This is a genomic window from Paenibacillus glucanolyticus, assembly GCF_037333485.1.
Classification (GTDB): domain Bacteria; phylum Bacillota; class Bacilli; order Paenibacillales; family Paenibacillaceae; genus Paenibacillus_AQ; species Paenibacillus_AQ glucanolyticus.
The window spans coordinates 2,053,873-2,074,647 of sequence record NZ_CP147845.1 but is presented as its reverse complement, the minus strand read 5'-3'; the positions used below and the strand labels follow the sequence as shown (position 1 = coordinate 2,074,647).

Sequence of the window (20,775 nt, the reverse complement as noted above, 5' to 3'; positions counted from 1 at the left end):
GCTTCTGCAAGCTTTAGCTGCGTTCTGGGCGGATAGAAAAAATCGTAACCGATTTCCCCGAGTCATCAAGTTCATCGCCATATCATCCCATCCCTCCTCCATGCTGCTGTTGCTTTATCTTATTATCAATTTATCAGTTAACTGATTATAAGTCAAGTCAGAGAATCTTTAATTAAAGATTTTATGCATATAGCTTGCTGATCTTATCTCTTGAATCGAAAGAGTAACAATGGTCGACAGCCATCCAAGCATGCCCCAAAACCACGCATCGTGCGGATGAGGAGAAGTCCATACGATGTACAATAAATGATAAAAAGCCACCTTGTCCAACTTACCAAGGCCGCTCTCATCATTAACATTTGCACACGATCTGCTCGAGCTTAACATCACTAACCCTAAAATACTTTTATCTTGTTTTAACTTTCAACCGGAGATGCCTGTTCTTTCACCGGCTTCGAAGCAACGGGCTTGCGAATCGTAGCCGCGGCATCCGAATCCCGAATCCAGCACGCAAAACCGACACCGATGAGCAGGAATCCTGCTGCTCCAAGCAATGCCGCCCGGTAAGCCATCAGATTCGGCTCCATGTCCCCTGCTGCGTTCACACTTCCCGTACCGACAGCCGCCAGGATGCCAGACAGCACAGCCAAGCCGATTGCAGGGCCCAGCCTGTTCTGCACGGTGAACCAAGTCGAAGCCCGCCCCATTGAGGTTGGCGGAATGGTAGCGAAGGCAGCAATCTGTACAGATCCGACGGTTTGGCCCAGGAAAATGCCCACGCCAAACAGCAAGCAGCGGATAAACCACGGATTTGTGTTTGCGTCCACCATGCTGAGCAGGATGAGGATAAGCGACGTTGCCAAGAGTCCCATGATAATGACGCGTCTCGGACCAAGCCTGGGATACGTCCAGGGCACGAGCTGTGAGGCAATCATGAGACCGATGGCTTCAGGGAACGTGGTCAGCCCCGTTTCCAGCGCTGAGACATGCAATGCGTTCTGATACATTAAAGGGAATACATACAGCATGCCCAGCAGCCCTGCGGAAGCGCACATCGCAATGAAGCCCGTCGTTCGGAACAAGCGGTTGCCAAGCAGTCGCAGATCCAGCAGCGGCTGCTTGACGCTCAGTTCTACCTTGACCAATGCAGCAAGCAATATCATGCCTGCCAGTCCTGCGATCCATACCCGCGGGGCATTCCATCCATGAAGCGGTCCCTGGCTGAGCGCGTACATAAGCAGCGCAAGACCCGGCGCGGACAGAAGAAAACCGGGTACGTCCAATCTGCCCGCATTCGGTTCTTTATGTTCCTTCAACCAGAACAGCCCGAACAATAGCGCTGGAATTCCAATTGGCAAGTTCACATAGAAGATCCACCGCCAAGTAAAATGCTCAACCATCAAACCGCTCACAATCGGTCCGATAGCTGGTGCTATTGCAATCGGCAGAATGAGTGAACGGGAGACTTTTGCACGCTCCTGCGGAGGAAATGTACGGAACAGCATCGCCATGCCGACCGGTGTCAGTAAACCTCCGCCGATGCCTTGAATTACCCTGAATAACGTCAGGGACGTTAAGCTGTCGGCAAAACTGCATAATGCGGACGCTCCGGTAAATATGGCCAGCGCCAGCAGAAACGTCCGCTTCGTCCCCCACTTGTCGCCAAGCCAGCCCGCCATCGGCAGAACGATGGCGAGGCTGACCAAGTAACCGACGTTCAGAATACCCGAAGCCGCTGGCGGTACATCAAGCTCCTGACTGATCGTCTGAAGTGCAACGTTCAGTACGGTAGCGTCCATAGCAACAACAAACATCGCTGCCACATAGACGATGCATAATACCTTTTTCGGATTCATCCAACGGCTCATGGCCTGTTTTCCGGTGCCGATCCGGCATTCGCATATAAACTCCGCGGCCGTAAATCGACCCAGTTTTCGTTGATGTAGGTCATGCACTCTTCTCGTGTGCTAAGCCCCAGCGCTTGAGTCCAGCCATCCGGAATAGCAGCAAAAGCCGGCCAAAGCGAATATTGTCCCTCATGATTCATCAATACGACATATTTGCCATCGGCTTGTTCAAAAGGATTTGTCATAAATTAGCTCCCTCCCGTCATCAGTTGTCTGCTTTTGATGTGCAGCTGCCTCCAGCTTGCCTAGAATACACTTGCCGATATAATCAAGCGGACCCGGCTGGCATAAATCCTTATGCCGGCATTCGATATCATGCCGCTCGATCACTCCGCCCACATAAGGGTTCCACATCTCCGGATCAATGGGATCGAACCAATCGGGAATGATGGTGGAATGGAAGAATAACATATCCCCCTCGAATCGCTTCGGAACGTAGGCCTTCAACAATTGAACCGAATTCTCATAGGTCGTTTTCAGATTCATCATCGTTTCTTCTTCAAGGGATGCCAGTGCACTGCTCTCGTTACGCAATAATTCAAGCGCCGTCGCAATGGTTAATGGCGTGTCGCCGAGCCCCTCCTCAATACTTTCCCTGTCAAAACCGCCAAGAGCGAGCAGCGCGGTCAAAGCCTCGTCTTCATCGGGATCATCCTTGATCGGCAAATAATGACTGGGATAAGCGTCCAGTATGGCGAGTAACTCGATGTCTTCGCCCGCTTCCTGCAGCTGTACCGCAATGGACTGAGCGACGTTACCGCCTAAGGACCAGCCAAGCAGCCGGTAAGGTCCCGTTGGTTGAATGGAACGTATGTGGCGGATATAATCTGCCGTCATCTCTTCCAAAGATTGCGGCAGCTCCTCCGCTTGGGCGATCCCCCTTGCCTGCAAGCCGTAAATCGGATAGTTCATGCCAAGATGCTTCATCAAGCCGGCGTAACACCAGCTCAATCCCCCGGCCGGATGCACACAGAACAGCGGGATTTGATTACCGTGTGTCCGAAGCGGAAGAACGACCTGCAGCGCGCTGTTCCCGCCACCCATCTCGAGCTTGTCAACAAGACCCGCAACCGTGGGCGCTTCGAACAAAGCTGCAATGCTTAATTCTTTCCCCAGCGCTTCACGAACGCGGCTGATCAATCGAACGGCCAGCAAGGAATGGCCGCCGAGCTCAAAGAAGCTGTCGTCAATGCCAACCCTCTTGGCACCCAATATTTCGGCAAACAACTCGCATAACACTTCTTCCTGCGGAGTTCTCGGATTACGACCGTCTGCATCAGACGTTATATCCGGGGCTGGCAGCCCCTTGCGATCCAGCTTGCCGTTGGGCGTAAGCGGCAGCTTGTCCATAAATAGGATCGCCCACGGAACCATATAGTCAGGTAGCAGGGAAGCGGCATAACGGCGCAGCTCTGCACCCGAGGACGTCTCATTGGAATGGCTGACGACATAGGCGACAAGCCGTTTATCTCCGGGCTGATCTTCACGCACGATAACGGCAACCTGGGCGACGTCAGCATGGCGTATCAGAACCGATTCAATTTCCCCTAACTCAATGCGGAAGCCGCGTATTTTGACCTGATGATCAGAACGTCCCAAGTAATCCAGTGTGCCATCGGCAAATCGCTTCGCCAAATCTCCGGTCCGATACATTCTCGTACCTGGGGGACCATAAGGATCTGCAACAAACCGATCGGCTGTCAAGTCGGGACGCCCCCAATAACCACGTGCCAGCCCCGCCCCCGCGACGTACATCTCGCCGGTTACGCCATACGGAACGGGCTGGAGTTTGGAATCCAGCACATATACCCGAAGATCCGGGATGGATTCTCCGATGAGGCTGCTAGCTCCCGGCATCGCGCTATATCGGTTCAGCTCCAAATAGCTGACATGAACGGTCGTCTCCGTTATGCCGTACATATTAACAAGGCGCGGGGCATCATCAGCATGAAGCTGGTACCAGTCGTCCAGCCGCCCAAGCTCCAAAGCCTCGCCGCCGAATACAACGTACCTTAGCGCCAAATTCCTTCCCGTCTCCGGTTGCTCCCGATCCGCCTGTATCAATTGATAGAACGCCGATGGAGTCTGGTTCAGCACCGTTACGCCTTCTTGGGACAGCAAGCTTAGCATTTCATCCGGCGACCTGCTGATCGTATGGGGAACAACTACAAGTCGCCCGCCGTACAACAACGGTCCCCATATTTCCCATACCGAGAAATCAAAGGCATAGGAGTGGAACAAAGTCCACACATCCGTCTCATCAAAATGAAACCAATGCTCAGTAGACGTAAATAACCGGATGACATTCTGATGCGGTACAAGCACACCCTTGGGCTTGCCCGTAGATCCGGATGTATAGATGATGTAGGCCGCACTTTGCGGCATAAGCGGCCGGTGTCGCTCAAGATCGCTTGGATTCTGCTTGGAATAGCGCTGCAGTCGCAGAGCCTGCTCAGGCTCATCGATTACGATACGCTGCACACTTGCTGAATTCGGGAGCTGATCCATCACCTGAACACTTGCCAGGAGACATACTGGAGAAGCATGCTCCATCATATAAGCCAGTCGATCCGCCGGATATTCCGGATCCAGCGGCAGATATGCGGCTCCCGCCTTGAGTGCAGCCAGAATACCAATCACCATTTCGATAGAACGCGGGAGTGCCAGAGCCACAATCTGTTCCGTACCGACACCTGACGCGATTAACATATGAGCAAGCTGGTTCGCACGCTCGTTCAGCTCCTCATAACTCAGCGATTCGCCATCACAGACGATGGCTGTCGAAAGAGGCGAGCGGCCTACCTGTGCTTCAAACTGCTGGGGTATGGTAGCCTGCTTCGAGACAGGCAGCGGAGTGCTCCACTGCTGTCTCATTTCCTCACGTTCTTGTCCAGTCAAAATATCAAGTTTGCTGATTGATTTACTTGGTTCAATGACAGCACTCTCCAACACACGCACAAACCGTTCCGCCATCGCTTCCACAGAACTATGTTTGAACAAGTCTGTGCTGAATTCGATCCATCCGTCCAATCCGTCAGGCTCGCCGTTTGCATCCCGGCGCTCGGTCAACTCGAACGTTAAGTCAAACTTCGCCGTACCCACGCTTTGCAGCTGCAAGCTGGACGTAATTCCAGGCAGATCAAGCGAGGCTTCTGGTGTATTCTGCAGAACCAGCATCACCTGGAAGAGCGGGTGCCGCGCCCGGGAACGCGGTGGGTTCAGTGCCTCTACTAGGCGTTCGAACGGCACGTCCTGATGCTCGAACGCAGCCAGGCTCATCTCCCGTACGCGTTGCAGCAGTTCAGTGAATGACGGATCATCTGAGGTATCGACACGAAACACAAGCGTATTAATGAAGAAGCCGATCAGGTTGTCCAAATTGTCGTCGTTCCGGCCCGAGACGGGACTGCCAATCGGGATGTCCGTTCCCGCGCCGAGGTTGGTGAACAGTGCCGCCATGGCAGACTGAAATATCATAAATAAAGTAGCCCTGTTGTTCTGCCCCAGCGCATTTAACTGTTGATGCAGCTCGCGCGTAATCGGAAACGACACGCTTCCTCCTTGATAACTGGCCACTGCCGGTCTTGGATAATCGGTTGGCAGATCCAATTGCTCCGGCAAGCCGCGAAGTGCACCTCTCCAATAATCCAGCTGGCGATTGATCAGACTGCTCTCGTCTCCCGAGCTGCCAAGCAGCTCTTCCTGCCAGATCGCATAGTCTGCATATTGAACTGGAAGCGGAGGCAACCCAGGGGTACTCCTCTGGCACCGTGCCGCATAGGCGTGGGACAGATCCCGTGTTAACGGGGTTAACGACCAGCCATCTCCTGCAATATGATGCAGCAGCAGCAGAAGCACATATTCATCATCACCCAGCTTGAATAACTCTACGCGCAAGGAAATCTCGCTTGCTAACTCGAAACGGTATCGGACAGCCTCAGCTAACCGCTCAGGCAGGTCTGCTTCGCTTATTTCGGATACAATCAGCTCAGGCCTTGCCTCCTCAAAGGCTAAGATAAACTGATATGAAGCACCCAGATCATCCGGGTATATCGTACGCAGCGATTCATGCCGAGCGGCTACATCCCCCAGTGCCGACTTCAATGCATCCAGATCCAGCGTACCCGACAGGCGAGCCACAAGCGGAATATTATAGGTTGGGCTTGGCCCCTCCAGTCGATACAGGAACCATAATCGCTGCTGGGCAAACGACAGCGGGAGACGCTCTGACCGCTCAGCCGGGCGAACCGCATGTCTTGCCTCTTGTGCATGGTCAAACCGCTTCACCAGACTCGCTGCTGTTGAAGCTTCAAACAAACTTCCGATGCTCAGCTCTACGCCGAAAGCCTCGCGGACACGAACCATCACCCTACCGGCAAGCAAGGAGTGACCGCCAAGCGCGAAGAAATCATCATCTATCGTTACCCGGGGCAAGCCAAGCACCTCAGCAAAAATTCTGCAGAGCATTTCCTCTTGCGGAGTTCGCGGCATACGGCCAATCGCCGCATGATGATCGGGCACAGGCAGCGCTTTACGATCCACCTTCTTATTCGGAGTTAACGGCATGGTCTCAAGTCTTACGATGACAGACGGCACCATATATTCGGCCAGTTTCAGGGAGGCGTAGCGCCGCAGTTCTGCCGTATCTATCAAACCAGATGAAGCTGATAATGCCGGTACGATGTAAGCGACAAGCCGGCGATCACCTGCACGATCCTCGCGAACGATGACGGCAGCCTGCTCCACATCCGGATGAGTGACAAGCACAGACTCAATCTCTCCGGTCTCGATACGGAATCCGCGCAGCTTGATCTGATGATCGGCACGCCCCAAATAATCAATCCAGCCGTTCGGCAGCCATCTGGCGAGGTCGCCTGTTCTATACATTCGGGATCCGGGTGGACCGAAGGGATCGGCCACAAACCGTTCTGCGGTCAGGTCGGGTCGGCCCAGGTAGCCCCGGCCCAGTCCGGAACCTGCAATATACAGCTCGCCAGCTACGCCAGGAGGTGCCGGAGAGAGTGACGTATCGAGCACATATAACCTCGTGTTCCAGATCGCCCCCCCTATGGATGGCTTCTCGCGTTCATGGTCAAGCTTGGCAGCCGTTGAATAAATCGTCGTTTCGGTCGGGCCATACTGATTATTCACTTCGCAGTTCAGTTCCTGAAGCGCAAGCTTAAGTCCAACCGGCAGAGCTTCGCCGCCTGTAATGACTTTCAGCCCCTTAAACTTCCCGGGACGGCAAGCAACAATCGACTGCCATAACGTCGGAGTAGCCTGCATAATGGTAGCGCCCGTCTCATGGATTCTGCGAATAAGAGCCGGTGCGTCGAGAATGGTATCCCTCATGACAATGTCGAGTGTCGAGCCGCATGTCAGCGGCAGGAGCACCTCCATCACCGAGATATCGAAGGAAATGGTAGTAACCGACAGGAGGCGATCCTGTTCACCGATCTCAATGCGCTCCTGCATATCCAGAAGTAGATTGGCAAGTCCTTCAAAAGTGAGCATCACCCCTTTCGGGCGCCCTGTCGAACCGGAGGTGTAGATGACGTAGGAAGGGTGAAGCGGCAACAGCGAGCTAATGCGGTCGTCATCTCCGGGATTATGAACGGCCTGCCGCTCCAGATCATGGAGGGTGGCCGGTGCATCCAGCTCTACAATAGCTTCTGTTCTTATCATTTTGCCAAAATCCTCAGCCAGCTCCTGTGCCGTAATCAGACACATCGGCTTCGCATCTTCAAGCATGTAAGCGATCCGTTCGGACGGATAATCCGGATCTATCGGCAAATAGGCCGCTCCGGCCTTATGCACAGCCAGAATCGCAACAACCATATCCAGAGAACGCGGCAGCGATAGGGCAACGATTCGGTCAGGACCTACACCGCGAGCAATAAGCATATGAGCCAGGCGATTAGCGTCCCTGTTCAGCTCCTCGTAACGAAGCGTTAACGCTTCACATACGACCGCCTCCGCCTTCGGAGTGCGTGCGGCCTGCATTTCGAACAATTCCGGTACACTTAGCCTCGGTAATGGACGCGCTGTATTCCACTCCAGGAGCACTCTGTCCCGTTCTTCTGGCAGGATAATCGACAAGCCTCCGACAGGATCAGCCGGTTCAGCGTCTGCAAGACTATCAAGCAGATACAAATAGCGGTGTAAATGGGACTCTAACTCCTCTTCGCTGTAAATGGACGGATTGGCATCCATATCCATCCTCAGCCCGTTCCCATCCATGCTACCATACACGTTCAATGACAGATCATCCACGGGACCGGAGCCAAGATTGCGGACGCTGCCGCCGTATCCTCCAAAATTTAATTCCTCTACAAAGGGCATCACATTCACCATCGGCCCGAACAGCCTGCGGTTATCCGCCAGCAGCTTAAGATCACGTCGAATGTCCTGATGCCTGTAGCGTTGATGACGCTTGATGTCGCGAATCTCTGCTGCGACCTGCTGCAGCAGCTCCATCAGACTCATATCGGGCCGTACAAACACGCGAAGCGGCAGCAAATTCATCATCATGCCTGGAACACGGATCGAGGCTGAGCCTAGTCGACACATGACCGGCAAGCCAAGCACAACCTCATTTGCCCCTGTTATACGATGTACGTACAGAGCCGCTGCAGCTGCAACGACGTCCGGCCAGCTTGTCCCTGTTGCTTGGGCGGTTGACTGCCAGCGATGCAGCGCAGATTCGGGAAGCTGCGCAGATCGGCGCAGGAAGCTCCGTGCAGACCGCTGGGCGTGGCCGCCTAAACTGACAACCTCCGGTTCATCAGCAAAGCGCTTCAGCCAGAACTGACGATCCGCCTCGACCTGTTGGGACATGCGATAAGCCGTATCTTCTTCCAGGATCGTACGAAATGGGCCAAAAGCAGCTGGTTCAGAATAACCACCGCCTGCTAATGCCGTATAAACCTGGGCAACTTTTTTTAACAGCAGCGATACGCCGAAACCGTCGATCACGATATGATGAATGCGCTGATACCAATAGTAGCGATCGGATGCCAGCTTGAGCAGTGCCTCCGTGAACAACGGCCCTCGGCTCAGATCTACAACCTGGGCAAGATCGTGCTCCATCCAACATTGGGCAGCATGAACCGGGTCATCCTGCCCGCTGACATCGATAACCTGAAGCTGCCACTCCGGGGAAGGAACGATATACTGCCAAGGACCGTCCGCATCTTCACCGAAGCGAACGTGTAAGGCTTCCGCCTCCCCCACCGCTTGTCGTACAGCCGTTTCGAATAGAGTCTGATCTACAGGTCCGCGTATCTCAATGCATTCCGCTGTGTTGAATATCGGGTTGTCTGGATCAAGCTGCTGCGCAAACCAAATACCCAGCTGAGCTCCGGACAGAGAACAGCGCCCCCTCTTCTCCTCAAGCATATAAATCCCCTCCCTCTATACCGTATAGTAATCATAATTAGGCGGCGACACACTCATCTTGATTGAGAGCAGCTTCCGCCAATCGGCCAGTGTGGGATGTTCAGCTAATTCCACAAAGCTGATATCGATGCCGTCGCGACGCAAACGCTCGGTCAAACTCATAATTCGAATGGAATCCAGTCCCCAGTATTCGATCAGATTGTCGGTTTCGCCCAGATTAGCCGACTGCTCCTGTAATAGGGCTGCTACTTCATCTCGAAGTCTTTGCAGTGTCAGCGGGGGTTGTTCTTCCACAGCAGCCCTTTCATCCATTCCTCCGCCGAACGATCCAACCCCCTCAGGCTCGGGCCTGTATGCTTGGGTCAGCGAGGTGACAAGGTGTTCCGTCGTCAGTGTTACAGCGCATCGTTCTGCAGCGTAGGTAAGCGCCAGATGATGCTTCTCTTCCGAGAAATCCGCAAGCGCATCCGCAATGAAGAAGGGCTGAATATCCTTCATGAAGGCCTCGCTGGCAGTCAACAAGCAGCCAATATGCGCATAGATGCCGCATATCATCAACTGGTCTCTCCCTTGCTCGCGCAAAATCTCCAGCAAATTCGTTTTTTGGAATGCGCTGTATCTCCATTTGGTTAGGAGCATATCTTGTTCAGCAGGCGCAACCGCATCAACGAACTTTTTCTGATAGGGTCCGTCATCGATGCCGGACCCCCAGAAATCCTGCAGCAGGCCGCGCTGCTCGGGTGCCTGGCCGCCAGGCTGTGCGGAATAGATAACCGGAATCTCCAGCTCTGTACAGTAAAGACGCAGCTTCTGAATATTGGCGATCAACTCCACAACAGGAGATTGATCAGGTGTAAATGCATCAACGAAATATTGCTGCATATCGTGGATGAGCAGCACGGCACGACTCGGGTCCACCGTCCACGTCACCTTGTTCTTGGGTAAATCTGTCTCCACAGGCATTGGATAAGGTAATATCTTAGGAAGTGCCATCCTATCTCCTCTTTTCTCGTTTATTTTGAAACATTCACCCGTTCATCCTGCTGTTGTGCCGCAAGTTCACGCAGACTCTTTTTGCTCACTTTGCCTACCCCGGTGTGGGGGAAGGATTCCATAAACTCCACCCGATCGGGGATTTTATATGCAGCCAGCCCTCTTTTTCTAAGAAAAGCCTTCAGCTCATTGCCGCTGATGGCAGGATCATGCACGATCACAAAAGCACAGGTCCGCTCGCCAAGAAACTCGTCCGGCATGGCTACCACAGCTGCGTCGTGCACGTTCGGATGGGCAAGCAGATGATTCTCAACCTCCTCTGCCGCTACTTTATCGCCTCCACGGTTAATTTGATCCTTCGAACGGCCTTCAATCACCAAGTAACCGGAAGGCGTCATGCTTGCAAGATCGCCCGTGCGATAAAAGCCGTCTGACGTAAATGCCCTCTCATTATGTTTATCCGCTTTATAATAACCGCGAATGGTATAGGGTCCTCGTGTCAGCAGCTCCCCTACCTCACCTGGAGGTACCTCAACATCATCCTCATCGACCAACCGCACTTCATCGAACGGCGACATCGGTCGCCCCTGTGTATTCACCGTGATTTCTTCAGGATCATCCAGCCTGGTATAATTCACCAAGCCTTCCGCCATTCCGTATACTTGCTGTAACGTGCAGCCCAGGACCCTTTTCACCCGCTTGGCTGCCTCGGCACTGAATTTGGCCCCGCCAACCTGCAGCACCTGCAGATGAGACAGATCATAATGACGGGATTGAGCCGCCTCAAGCCAGATCAAGGCCAGTGGCGGAACGACAGCCGTAATCGTCACTGCCTCTGATCTTATTAGAGGAAATGCGACATCGGGACTGGCTGAACGGGCAAGCACCACGCAACCTCCCGCATACAATGTCCCCAGCACGCCCGGCGAGCTGAGCGGAAAATTATGGGCGGCCGGAAGTACGGCCAAGTAGACGCTCTCCTTATGGAGAGCACATACTTCCGCACTAACGCGCAGGCTGTATATATAATCGTCATGCGTGCGCGGAATGAGCTTTGGAAGCCCGGTCGTTCCTCCCGACAGCTGCAAGAATGCAACGTCGCCAGAATCAGGACCCTGCGCGTCTAACCGGTCGTACACTTCGTTCACGGCATCTATATACAAATCGTCCAGGGAGGTAAATGCCCCCGAACCCGGGTCGCCTGCCACGATGACATGACGAAGCGATGGGACCGATGCTTGGACTTGAGACGCTAATTCCCGGTAATCAAATCCCGAGTCCTTGTCTGTAATGATATAGGCAGCCGCCTCGCTGAACCCGCATAAATAGACGATTTCGCTCCTGCGATGAACAGGCAAAGCAAAGACGGGCAGCGCCCCGATCCGGAACAGCGCGAATATCGTATCGAAAAATTGCGCTATATTCGGGAGCTGAACGATAATTCGATCCTCGGCCTTAATTCCGAGTTTAAGAAAACCGGCAGCCAAACGGTCCACTCGATGGTCCAGCTCCGCATAACTGATCCGCTGATCACCGCTCACGACTGCGATCCGTTCCCCGTCTGCTGCGGCCCGCTTCCGCAGCAGCTGTCCGAAGGTTTCTCCCTGCCAGCATCCTTCCGCGCGATAACGGTTCGCAAATTCCTCAGGCCAAGCCCTCCATCCTGCCAACATGGCTTATTCCTCCTTCAGAGTCATCGGTTGTTGTTCGTTCAAGCCCATAGCAGCCAGGATCGTGCGGAATTTAGCTGACGTCTCGGCCAGCTCTGCATCTGCATCTGAGCCTGTCACAATGCCGGCCCCCGCAAATACCCGCATGAATTGCCCTTCCGTTTCCGCACAGCGAATCGTGACAGCCCACTCTCCGTCCCCGTTTGCATCCAACCAGCCCACGGCTCCCGAATAGAAGCCGCGATCAAACGGCTCGATCTCTTGAATGACATTCCGGGCCGCATCGCTGGGCGTACCGCATATCGCTGGTGTCGGATGCATTGCCAGGGCAAGATCCAGTGACGTCACCGCATCATCCTTCAGCACGCCGTTGATTTCAGTAGACAGATGCCACATGGCCTTCGTCTGTATAAGCGAAGGGCCTGGGGGAACGTCCAGCTTGCTGCAATAAGGCTGTAAAGCAGCTGCCACCGCATCAATGACAACCGCATGTTCGTATCTGTCCTTCGCGGAGGACAGCAGCGCCGCCGCCCGCCGCTCATCTTCAACCGGATCCTCACTGCGCGCTGCAGAGCCGGCCAATGGATTAGCTTGAATCCGGAGCCCCTTCTTCGTAACGAGCAGCTCGGGACTTGCACCGAATAGCGTTCGTGTCGATGCAATGGCATCAGGACTGGTGGAGAGCGATAATTCCGGCAGCAATGGAACCGCAAAGGTATAACCATGAGCGTGATAATATGCTAAGTGATACAAGATTTGAGGAATTTGCAAGGCCTGGGGAAGATGGATGTATAATGTTCGGGAAAGCACGGCTTTCTGGAGTACATCTTGCCGGATCAGCTCCAGCACACGGTCCACGCCTTGCTTGAATTGCGTGGGTCCCGGAACAGGCTGTACTTCATAACCGGAAATTTGCGGTCTTTCGGGCGCTTCTCCCGTTGTGAATTGAAGTGAGTCATACCACTGTGCTGTAAGGGGGATAAACAGGTTTGCCGGTTGCAATGTGTTAAAAGGGATGGCACCTACAACCACGGCTTCCGTTCGTCCCGCTTGCTTCGCTGCTCCCAGCAGCTCCGCTACACGTTCCGGCAGCGACCTGTTGTCGTTTCCCGAGGGGATCGACAGCCTCGAATACTCTCCATGCGTTAATAACGTCTTGCGCGGCGATGAGAAGAAGAAAGACGAACCCGACCGATATAGTTCCATAAGTTTCGCAGCCTCGGCTGCTGTTGGAGCATCATAGCGTAACATTACAGTCTCCTCTCTGCTTATGAGCCTACCCATATTTTTTTATTTGGAATCTCGTACATTCCGAGAATCCTCAGCAGCCCAAAATCGCACCGCCATCTACGCACAAATCCTGCATCGTAATATGTCCTGCCTGATCGGATACCAGAAACAGAATAGCATCCGCAATATCGGAAGGAAGTGCGATTTTGCCCAGCGGTATGCCGACACGAAAGGATTCAAGCGAACCCTCAATGACAGACTCTGCCCCTTGACCGCCCCTCCATAACAAACGCTGCATCTCTGTATCGGCAGAGCCGGGAGAAACGACATTGCATCGGATGTGATGACGGGCATATTCGAGTGCCAGACATTTCGTGAACATGGTCGATGCTGCCTTGGAGGAAGCATAGGCAGACATCTGTGCACGCGGAACTTTGGACGCATTCGATCCGACCGTTATGATAGCCCCTCTATTGCGTCTCGCCATACGCCGCACAACGGAACGCGACGTGTAGAACACGCCGTTTGTATTGACGTTAAAATGCGTCTGCCAATCCTCGTCATCCAGTGAATCAATCCCGCCGATTCGCAGCACACCCGCGACATTAACGAGAATATCAATCGGACCAAGCTCGCTCTCGATTCGCTCAACAGCGGCTTCGACATCGGCGCTGTGACCGACATCGACTTGATAAGCGGCTGCTAGCGCATCCGATTGGCTTAAATCAGCGGCGAGGCTGATCAGCTCAGCCTCCTTCTGATCGCAAGCCGCCACAATGGCTCCTTGCTGAGCGAGAGCTCTTGCCACCGCTTCCCCAATACCTTGGGCAGCCCCGGTCACGAGTGCCACTTTTCCTCGGATACCTGCATACTCCATATCATTCAACTCCTTAGTCATCCGGATTGAGCGCAAACCTCAAGGCTCTGCTTATGAGGACCGGCAGCACGGAGAGATGCCCTTCGCTCTCAAACTCCTTAAATTCAGCATGGATGCCGTATCCTGACAGAAGAGCCAAGCGTTCTGCGAGCTGACAAGCGCTTATGCAATTGCCAGTCACATGAGACCTCTCCAGTTCCCCCGCGCCAAGCATCAGCCGCACCTGGAGCGGATCTTCCTTCACACGCTCGGTAAAGCACTGTTCCATCTCACGCAGATACTCCTGATTCCAATGAATGGAAGGACTCCCTGCAATGTAATATCTGAATGCCTGCGGTTTGCTGAACATGGCATACAGCGTGAACAATCCGCCAAGTGAATGGCCGAATATCGCCTGGCGATTACGGTCAATGTTAAACTCGCTTTCGATCTGCGGCTTCACGTCCTCCTCCATAAATTGCAGGAATTCAGCCGCTCCCCCCTGTTCCGGTACCGAGTTGCTATCAAACTTGTTCCTGAATTTCGTATTGGGAAAAGGCGTGTAATCATAGAACCGGTCCGGAGCGTACTGCCCCTCCGTGTCATAACCGATACCGACGATGACAGCAGGCAGAATCCCCGTTTTATCCGGCCGATGACACTGTAGACGCAGGGTTTCGACCATCGTATGGAACACGCTGTTACCGTCTAACAAATAAATAACTGGATACCCTGCCGGAGGAGCCTGCCCCATCGGCTGTGCGGCCATGATCCGATAGCGGCGATGCCCTGCACTCGACTGTTTTACCCAATGCTCTGCATTTGGCAGCTCGACACTGCGACGCATCATATCCAGATGGAGTATAGGATTGCTCATGATGCCCTCCCTATTGACCCGTAATGGAGCGAACGACATCGTCTACGATTTTCTCGTATGCAATGAGGCCACTTCCAAGCCAGTAAGCGTTATTTGCTTCATACACCTGCCCATTCTTGACAGCAGGCATGCTCTTCCAGATCTGGCTTTCCGTCATTTCCTTCATGCGCTCGGTTCCTTGATCATAAGCGTTAATTACAAAAACATAGTCCGCATCCAGCTGAGGAAGGATCTCTAATGAGATGTTAGCCGCATTTTCGTTCTCGACAAGCTTGGACTTGCCAAGCCCCAGATCCTGATGGATAACGAACCCGCACAGATAATTTCCGCCCATCAGACTAACACCTCTAGGTGCAAAACGAATAATGGCAACCTTCTTGTCCCCAATCACCTGACTGAGCTTATCTTTCGCTTCGCTTGCTTTTTGCCTATAGTTGGCCAGGGCTTCGTCAGCCTCTGGAGCTTTCCCCAGCAGATCCCCCAGCGTTGCCAGAGACTTCTCAACATTGCCGGAGGCATTCTTAAACACATACGTCGGCGCGATTTTGGCATATTTCTCATAAGTTCCATCCGCTGCGTAAGTTTCTGTATGCAGTACGATAAGATCCGGCTCATAGGACATTAACGCTTCCGGTGAAGGCAAGCCTCCTGAAAAATCAATCAGAGGGATGCCATTCAGCTCCTCCAGCAAATAGGCATGTCCGATCTTGCCGTTAGCCCACTGTGCAACAGGCTTCACACCCAGCTTCAACAATGAATCCTCCATATTAGGTGCGAATACTTTACTCACGTCGGCCGGAATTTTAACTTCATGCCCAAGTTCATCCGTAACCGTCCGTTCCTCCCCTGCAGCTGCCACCTCATCAGGCGTCTGCGTTTCCTCTGTCGATTTGTCGCCGCCTTCTCCTGCATTAGAGACTTCAGTCGCTGCATTCTTTGTTGCCTGCTGATCACCATCCGCTGTCCCGGAATCGCCCCCACAGCCTGACAGCAAGCCTATGACGAGTACACAGCACACAAGTGCTGATATTTTGATTCTCCAACTACCCTCTACACGGTTCACACGTTTTGCCACAATCAATCTCCTCCTGTGATAATGATTCTCAATTAAGTCGAGTATATATTATGTGGCAAAAGATTCACCATGGCTTTTATCCAGAACTCCATTTGGACTATCTCCTGTAAACAGCAGCAGAGCCTCGTCCAGCATTCTCGTAACCGCAAGCGCAGAATATTCAAACCAGGGATCGGACGAGATCATATATACACCACCTTGAGCGACGGCTCTGAGTTTGTGCCATTTGGCAGAATACTGAAGCGCAAGCCAACTGCGGCGAGAGGCGGCTTCAGGGCATACCGCAATCAGGATCCGGTCAGGATTGCACTCCAGCAGATCATCCAGCGAAATCGGCTGATTATGGTTGGCATCCAAAGCGCAGGGAGCAATCAGCTGCAAATCCTGATACAGCACTTCCCCAAGCCCCCGGTTACCATATATATAGAGATTCGAGCCGTATATCCGCAGCGCGATGACTTTCTCTTTTCCAACCACTTGCCGCATTTGCGAGCGTGCATACCGGACTCTCTGTTCATACTGCTCGATCCATAATGCCCCCTGTTCTTCTTTGCTCAAAAAAGCGGCGATTGTCCTAAGCTGATCCCTCCATCCTGCACGGGATGAAACGATCAAGGTAGGAGCAATATGCTTCAGCTTGCTGATATTGTCTGGACCAAGATGATCCATACCGATAATGACATCAGGCTTTGCGCGAAATAACTGCTCGATATTCTCTTCGAATCGGCTATCCGGGTAGGGGGACGTAAGTTTCAGCCGGGACTTGATCTCCGAGTTGTAGGCATTGTAGTAGTACGGGGTCCACTTGGCGTCAAGAGGCGCGGCCGCGGGTATGATATTCAGTGCCACCAGCTGCCCAATGATGGATGAAGAGCAGGCCGCAATCAGCTGTCTTGAACTTCTGACATACTCCGTCGGGGACATGCCCACCTTCTTCTTGAATTTACGACTGAAGTAGAATTCATCCTTATAACCGACCTTCAGCGCAATATCTCTTAGCCGATCGTCGGATTCAACCAAATGGCGCTTCGCGTGATTAATACGCACATCGGTCAAGTAATCAATGGTCGTCTGACCAAAGGTCTTCTTGAACAGATCCACAAAATATTTAGGACAAATATTAGCCATCTGCGCCAATTGGGAAATGGATAACGCTTCGTTATAATGACGATCTATATATTCCTTAATCTCAACCAGGCTGGTTTTTCCATTCCGGTCCGAATCCAACATGTAATCTTCTATTTTCAGCTCTTCTTCTGTACGCATGAGCAGCCTCCCTTGGATCAAATCGATGAACAGATGTATTCTCCATCTCGAAATAATTGATAATGATTATCATTTTCATTTATAAAAATAGCATGCCAACATTAGGGTGTCAATCCAAATTTGGAAGGATATGCATGACATTCGGTTCCGAATGGACTCTGTGAAGAGACCCATTCCACACAAAAACCCCGCCACAGGCACTTGATTCAAGTGTCTGTGGCGGGGTTCATTGTTTAGCCTATTCGATTTATGACAAGCAGTATTTTACCAGCGCTTCGTGTACGCCATCCTCGTTATTTGAAGTCGTCACCGCATTGGCAGCAGCCTTTACTTCCACAGGAGAATTATCCATCGCAATACCCATCCCGGCAAAAGTCAGCATCGTGATATCATTAAAGTAATTGCCGATGGCAAGCACCTCTTCCTGTTGATAACCTCTATTGGCTGCCAGCTGCTTCAGCGCATTTCCTTTGGATGCATCACGATGCATGAGATCGATAAAGAACTCCCCGCTTCGCAGCATGTTGAGTGGGAGGTTCCACTTGCTCCAATCCCCGTAAACCCGGTCCATATCGGCCGACTCGCCGAAAGCCGTAAGTTTCACCACCGGGCCCGACAGCTCCTCCCATGCCGGGAGGTTGCTTGGCAGCATCAAGTAGTTTTCATACATAAACCGAACAGGGCCAGCAAGCTCCTCCACTTGGTCCACATACATCTCAAATGCAGTATTCACGTCAAAATGCACGCCATGCTCACGGCAGTATTTCATGAAGGGCTCGAGCTGAAGGGGATCCATGCCGAACTGATGCACAATCTTCTGGGTCTCCACTTCGACCGTTGCCGCGCCGTTATGACTGATAACATAACCGCCAAGACCCATACTTTTCATAAAAGGAATCGAATTCAGCGGACCTCTTCCTGTGCACAGTACAATTTCTACCCCTTGTTTTGCAGCTTCCATGACGGTGTTTCTGGTTTTTTCCGTAATTTCATGATCATCGTTCAGCAGCGTTCCGTCAACATCCAGTGCCACCAACTTGTATGCCATTCTCCATCCATCCTTTTAAATATCTATTTCTCTATAATGACGCTGTTCTTCCAATCAAAGCCAGCTCTTCTTCGGTCAGCTCCCGATATGTCCCGATCTCGAGACTTTTATCCAGTCGAAGCTCACCCATGCTGACTCTTTTGAGATACACGACCTTTTTGCCGACCGCCTCGAACATCCGCTTTACCTGATGAAATTTTCCCTCATGAATCGTCAGCGAGATGCGCGACAGAATGACTCCGTCATCCCGTTCCTCATAGGAATGGATCACCAGCTCCGCTGGCATGGTAGCATACCCGTCATCCAGGGTGACCCCCGCAGCAAACAGCCGGGCATCTTCTTCCCCGACGCGGCCTTCTACAATCGCTTCATAGGTTTTGGGGATATGCTTTCGCGGTGACAGTAGTTCATGGGCCAATTTACCGTCGTTTGTCAGCAGCAGCAGTCCTTCCGTATCCTTATCCAGTCTGCCCACCGGGAACGGCTCGAAGACAAGATAATCCTTGTCCAGAAGATCCAGCACCGTTCGATCCCGAAGGTCTTCTGTTGCCGAAACGACACCCGGAGGTTTGTGCAGCATTATATACACGTATTCCCGGTATTGAATGGTCTCACCCTCAAACTCAATGATGTCCGTATAAGGATCAACATGTTTGCCGGGATCTTTCATCACCGTGCCATTAACAACAATGCTTCCTTGTTTGGCCATTTTCTTCAGCTCGGCACGTGAGCCGAAACCCAGATTAGAGAGCACCTTGTCCAATCTTTGCGTTGTTCTTCCCTTTGTACTCATACCGATGTCCACCTCCAACCTGCCGGATACTCATTCTTCAGCATGCCTGCCTGCCATTTGCCCCATCCCGCTGAGTACCCGTCTATACAGACTAACACATAACCCTTAGCTTCAGCACCCTGACGGCATACCACGCGCTCCTCAGAGATCGACAGGGTTTCGCCTTTCAAATAACGTACCGCTTCCCCGTCCTCGGAGGACAGACTCACATATCTTGCAGCCTCCTCCGGATGAAGCGCCGTCGCCAGGGGATGACCGGGCACGAACCGTTCATTCTTCAGTTGTCCCATATACCATCCAGGACGGATCACCTTCAGTTGCTTCAGCCGATCTTCCGGCAGCGAAGATATATACACGTGGTTTCCATACAACACAGGGTATCCTGACAGACTTCCATGCAGCTGCTCGCGGATAAAGTCATAAAACGGATCGATTGAGATGTAATCCGCCTGACGATCCCCACTGCCCCGGCGTGATGTCTGCTGACGAGCAGCACTTTTACCGCTTTTGCTGTTTTTCCCGGATTGCCCCATCTTTTCTTCCCGGAGTGACAGTTTCCCTTTGCGCTCGCGCGGTTTATCAGTTCGGGAGGAGACGGCAAGCGTCCCGTCGTTCGAATGGTCCTGCAGCATCAAGGCAGCCCGTTTCGATTCGTCATCCCCTGAAGTCAGCTCGCGCTCCCGCTGAAGCACAGCCATAAAATGCCCTTCACCCTTCACCTTATGCGGCCACAACCTGGCCGTTCCGGTCAGCTGTATCAGTACGTCGTCCCCCACGTGCCCTTGTCCTGTCAGCCACTTGGTTTCACCCGGGGAGAAATAGTCCGAATGCTCCACTGGGACTAAGCGAAAATCCTGATGGTTGTTCAGAAACTCCGCAATCATCCCCTCATTCTCCTCCGGTGAGAAGGTGCAGGTGGAATACACGAGCCGACCTCCAGGCGTAAGCATTTTTGCAGCCGACGTCAAGATTTCCCGCTGCATCTCTGCAAATTTAAGGGGAGACGATTCTTCCCAATACTTCAGCATGGATTCGTCTTTACGGAACATTCCTTCGCCGGAGCAGGGAGCATCAATTAATATTTTCGTGAAAAATCGGGGGAAAGCCCCGGCAATCCGCTCCGGGTCCTCATTAAGAACGACGGCGTTCCGGACGCCGTACATTTCCAGGTTTTTGGCCAGCGCCTTCGTCCGGTCGGGATGAAGATCATTGCTGACCAGTACTCCCTCCCCTTTCAGCTTGGCCGCAATTTGCGTGGATTTGCCGCCAGGGGCTGCGCACAGATCCAGCACGATATCCCCAGGGGCAACGCCCAGCAATTCAACCGGCGCCATGGCGCTGGGCTCCTGTATATAATAAAGCCCTGCATGATAGTAAGGGTGCCGTCCCGGGCGTTCCCCATCCCGAATATAAAAACCGGTAGAACACCAGGGAATGGGCTCCAGCTCAAAGGGCGATACCTTCAGGAATTCCTCTCTGCTGATCTTCAGCGTATTGACCCGAATGCCTGCATACGGAAGCTGTTCATACGACTTCATAAAATTGTCATAGTTTTCGCCAAGCAGCGATTTCATCTTCGCCAGAAACGGCGAAGGCAGACGTAATGCCATACTAAGTACCTACCTGTTCTGTATCGTATCGGTTTAAATGATATTTTCGCAT

General features: G+C 52.7%; 13 protein-coding genes. All 13 read right to left on the bottom strand.

The features are described 5' to 3' along the window. Positions 1 to 416: 416 nt before the first annotated feature. The 13 genes from WDY75_RS09995 to WDY75_RS09935 all read right to left on the bottom strand — a co-directional run bounded on the left by WDY75_RS09995 (position 417) and on the right by WDY75_RS09935 (position 20,723). Positions 417 to 1,868 carry an MDR family MFS transporter gene (locus tag WDY75_RS09995; RefSeq protein WP_006211665.1) on the bottom strand — a complete coding sequence of 484 codons (1,452 nt, stop codon included), beginning with the start codon at positions 1,866 to 1,868 and terminating at the stop codon, positions 417 to 419. Next, on the bottom strand, positions 1,865 to 2,092 hold the full coding sequence (locus WDY75_RS09990; protein WP_006211666.1) for an MbtH family protein: 228 nt from the start codon (positions 2,090 to 2,092) through the stop codon (positions 1,865 to 1,867). The genes WDY75_RS09995 and WDY75_RS09990 overlap by 4 nt, the downstream gene beginning before the upstream one ends. Beyond that, positions 2,076 to 9,305, bottom strand: coding sequence for an amino acid adenylation domain-containing protein (locus tag WDY75_RS09985; RefSeq protein ID WP_063480203.1), 7,230 nt, complete (start codon positions 9,303 to 9,305; stop codon positions 2,076 to 2,078). The genes WDY75_RS09990 and WDY75_RS09985 overlap by 17 nt, the downstream gene beginning before the upstream one ends. A gap of 15 nt (positions 9,306 to 9,320) precedes the next feature. Continuing rightward, positions 9,321 to 10,298 (bottom strand): isochorismatase family protein, encoded by a 978-nt coding sequence (locus tag WDY75_RS09980; protein ID WP_063480204.1) that lies wholly within the window; start codon positions 10,296 to 10,298, stop codon positions 9,321 to 9,323. Between the two features lie 20 nt (positions 10,299 to 10,318). Then, positions 10,319 to 11,971 carry a (2,3-dihydroxybenzoyl)adenylate synthase gene (locus WDY75_RS09975; protein WP_063480205.1) on the bottom strand — a complete coding sequence of 551 codons (1,653 nt, stop codon included), beginning with the start codon at positions 11,969 to 11,971 and terminating at the stop codon, positions 10,319 to 10,321. Positions 11,972 to 11,974: 3 nt separating this feature from the next. After that, a complete protein-coding gene (dhbC, locus tag WDY75_RS09970; protein ID WP_063480206.1) occupies positions 11,975 to 13,219 on the bottom strand; it encodes an isochorismate synthase DhbC in 1,245 nt (414 codons plus the stop codon). Positions 13,220 to 13,289: 70 nt separating this feature from the next. After that, complete coding sequence (locus tag WDY75_RS09965; RefSeq protein ID WP_063480207.1) at positions 13,290 to 14,075, bottom strand: 2,3-dihydro-2,3-dihydroxybenzoate dehydrogenase; 786 nt, start codon at positions 14,073 to 14,075, stop codon at positions 13,290 to 13,292. Positions 14,076 to 14,088: 13 nt separating this feature from the next. Then, on the bottom strand, positions 14,089 to 14,931 hold the full coding sequence (locus WDY75_RS09960) for an alpha/beta hydrolase (protein ID WP_063480208.1): 843 nt from the start codon (positions 14,929 to 14,931) through the stop codon (positions 14,089 to 14,091). Between the two features lie 10 nt (positions 14,932 to 14,941). Then, a complete protein-coding gene (locus WDY75_RS09955; protein WP_063480209.1) occupies positions 14,942 to 16,006 on the bottom strand; it encodes an ABC transporter substrate-binding protein in 1,065 nt (354 codons plus the stop codon). A 48-nt stretch (positions 16,007 to 16,054) separates the two neighbouring features. Continuing rightward, positions 16,055 to 17,272 carry an AraC family transcriptional regulator gene (locus WDY75_RS09950; protein WP_063480210.1) on the bottom strand — a complete coding sequence of 406 codons (1,218 nt, stop codon included), beginning with the start codon at positions 17,270 to 17,272 and terminating at the stop codon, positions 16,055 to 16,057. 247 nt (positions 17,273 to 17,519) lie between these two features. Beyond that, entirely contained in the window at positions 17,520 to 18,320 is an 801-nt protein-coding gene (locus tag WDY75_RS09945) for a Cof-type HAD-IIB family hydrolase (RefSeq protein ID WP_006211674.1), read from the bottom strand. A 31-nt stretch (positions 18,321 to 18,351) separates the two neighbouring features. Beyond that, positions 18,352 to 19,113, bottom strand: coding sequence for a pseudouridine synthase (locus WDY75_RS09940; RefSeq protein ID WP_063480211.1), 762 nt, complete (start codon positions 19,111 to 19,113; stop codon positions 18,352 to 18,354). Next, complete coding sequence (locus WDY75_RS09935; RefSeq protein ID WP_063480212.1) at positions 19,110 to 20,723, bottom strand: RsmB/NOP family class I SAM-dependent RNA methyltransferase; 1,614 nt, start codon at positions 20,721 to 20,723, stop codon at positions 19,110 to 19,112. The genes WDY75_RS09940 and WDY75_RS09935 overlap by 4 nt, the downstream gene beginning before the upstream one ends. Between the last annotated feature and the right edge of the window lie 52 nt (positions 20,724 to 20,775).

Coding starts and splice junctions, on each gene's coding strand:
- WDY75_RS09995 (WP_006211665.1), bottom strand. CDS start 1,868: ATGAGCCGTTGGATGAATCCGAAAAAGGTATTATGCATCGTCTATGTG.
- WDY75_RS09990 (WP_006211666.1), bottom strand. CDS start 2,092: ATGACAAATCCTTTTGAACAAGCCGATGGCAAATATGTCGTATTGATG.
- WDY75_RS09985 (WP_063480203.1), bottom strand. CDS start 9,305: ATGCTTGAGGAGAAGAGGGGGCGCTGTTCTCTGTCCGGAGCTCAGCTG.
- WDY75_RS09980 (WP_063480204.1), bottom strand. CDS start 10,298: ATGGCACTTCCTAAGATATTACCTTATCCAATGCCTGTGGAGACAGAT.
- WDY75_RS09975 (WP_063480205.1), bottom strand. CDS start 11,971: ATGTTGGCAGGATGGAGGGCTTGGCCTGAGGAATTTGCGAACCGTTAT.
- dhbC (WP_063480206.1), bottom strand. CDS start 13,219: ATGTTACGCTATGATGCTCCAACAGCAGCCGAGGCTGCGAAACTTATG.
- WDY75_RS09965 (WP_063480207.1), bottom strand. CDS start 14,075: ATGGAGTATGCAGGTATCCGAGGAAAAGTGGCACTCGTGACCGGGGCT.
- WDY75_RS09960 (WP_063480208.1), bottom strand. CDS start 14,931: ATGAGCAATCCTATACTCCATCTGGATATGATGCGTCGCAGTGTCGAG.
- WDY75_RS09950 (WP_063480210.1), bottom strand. CDS start 17,272: ATGCGTACAGAAGAAGAGCTGAAAATAGAAGATTACATGTTGGATTCG.
- WDY75_RS09945 (WP_006211674.1), bottom strand. CDS start 18,320: ATGGCATACAAGTTGGTGGCACTGGATGTTGACGGAACGCTGCTGAAC.
- WDY75_RS09940 (WP_063480211.1), bottom strand. CDS start 19,113: ATGAGTACAAAGGGAAGAACAACGCAAAGATTGGACAAGGTGCTCTCT.
- WDY75_RS09935 (WP_063480212.1), bottom strand. CDS start 20,723: ATGGCATTACGTCTGCCTTCGCCGTTTCTGGCGAAGATGAAATCGCTG.